Genomic DNA, 784 nt, shown 5'->3' on the forward strand with positions numbered 1-784 from the left:
GCCTCGTCGGTTACGAGCCACGCGATAAGGCGCGCAGGGTCGTCCGGTTGTCCGTATCGCCCGAACGGGAACATGGGCTTGACGAACTGCCACATGTCGTCGGTGAGATACCCGGTGTCGACGGGGCCTGGATTGATGGTGTTCACCCGAATGCCGTCGTCGGCGAGTTGATCGGCGATCGTCGTCGTCACTCCGGCAATCGCGGCCTTGGCCGCTGCATATGCGACCTCGCCGGGCATCGGGCCGAGGTCCTGTCCCGATGTGAGGAAGACGATTGACGCCGGCGTCCCCGGGACGTGATGTGTAGCGAAGGACTGGGCGAGCAGAATCGAAGCGCGTGCGTCGACTGCCCAGTGTTGGTCGAGATCTGCGGCACTCAACTCACCGATGGGGCCGTCGGATCCTGATAGCGCTTGATTGCAGACCAATGCATCGACATGGCCGAACTCGCTCACGGCTGCGTCGATCACCTGCTCGGCGGCGTTTGGCTCGGTCAGATCGGCGTGGAAGTCAGCAACTCGTGCATCGCCCACGGCGTGTGATCGAACGCCTTCGAGTACCGCGGTGATGTCGTCGCTGCCCCACTCCTGCTCGGCATCATGTGGGGAGAAGTGGTGACAAAACACGTTGGCTCCGTATGCGGCGAGTCTGCATGCGATGGCGTACCCGATTCCCGCGCGGCGGCTGACCCCGGTCACGACAGCGGACTTGCCCTTCAAAGGGAACGGGACGCGCGTCAAAGGATGCGTCGGTTCGAGGTTCATGGCCTCTAGTGAAACAGAGT

Annotated in this window: 1 protein-coding gene; it reads right to left on the reverse strand. The window is 62.9% G+C overall.

Translation table 11 applies throughout. From position 1 onward, the window contains the following. On the reverse strand, nucleotides 1-764 hold a 764-nt coding region (locus ABD240_RS17055; RefSeq protein WP_344338811.1), incomplete at its 3' end, for an SDR family oxidoreductase. Nucleotides 765-784 lie beyond the last annotated feature (20 nt).

The sequence above is a fragment of the Brevibacterium salitolerans genome (assembly GCF_039531405.1).
Classification (GTDB): domain Bacteria; phylum Actinomycetota; class Actinomycetes; order Actinomycetales; family Brevibacteriaceae; genus Brevibacterium; species Brevibacterium salitolerans.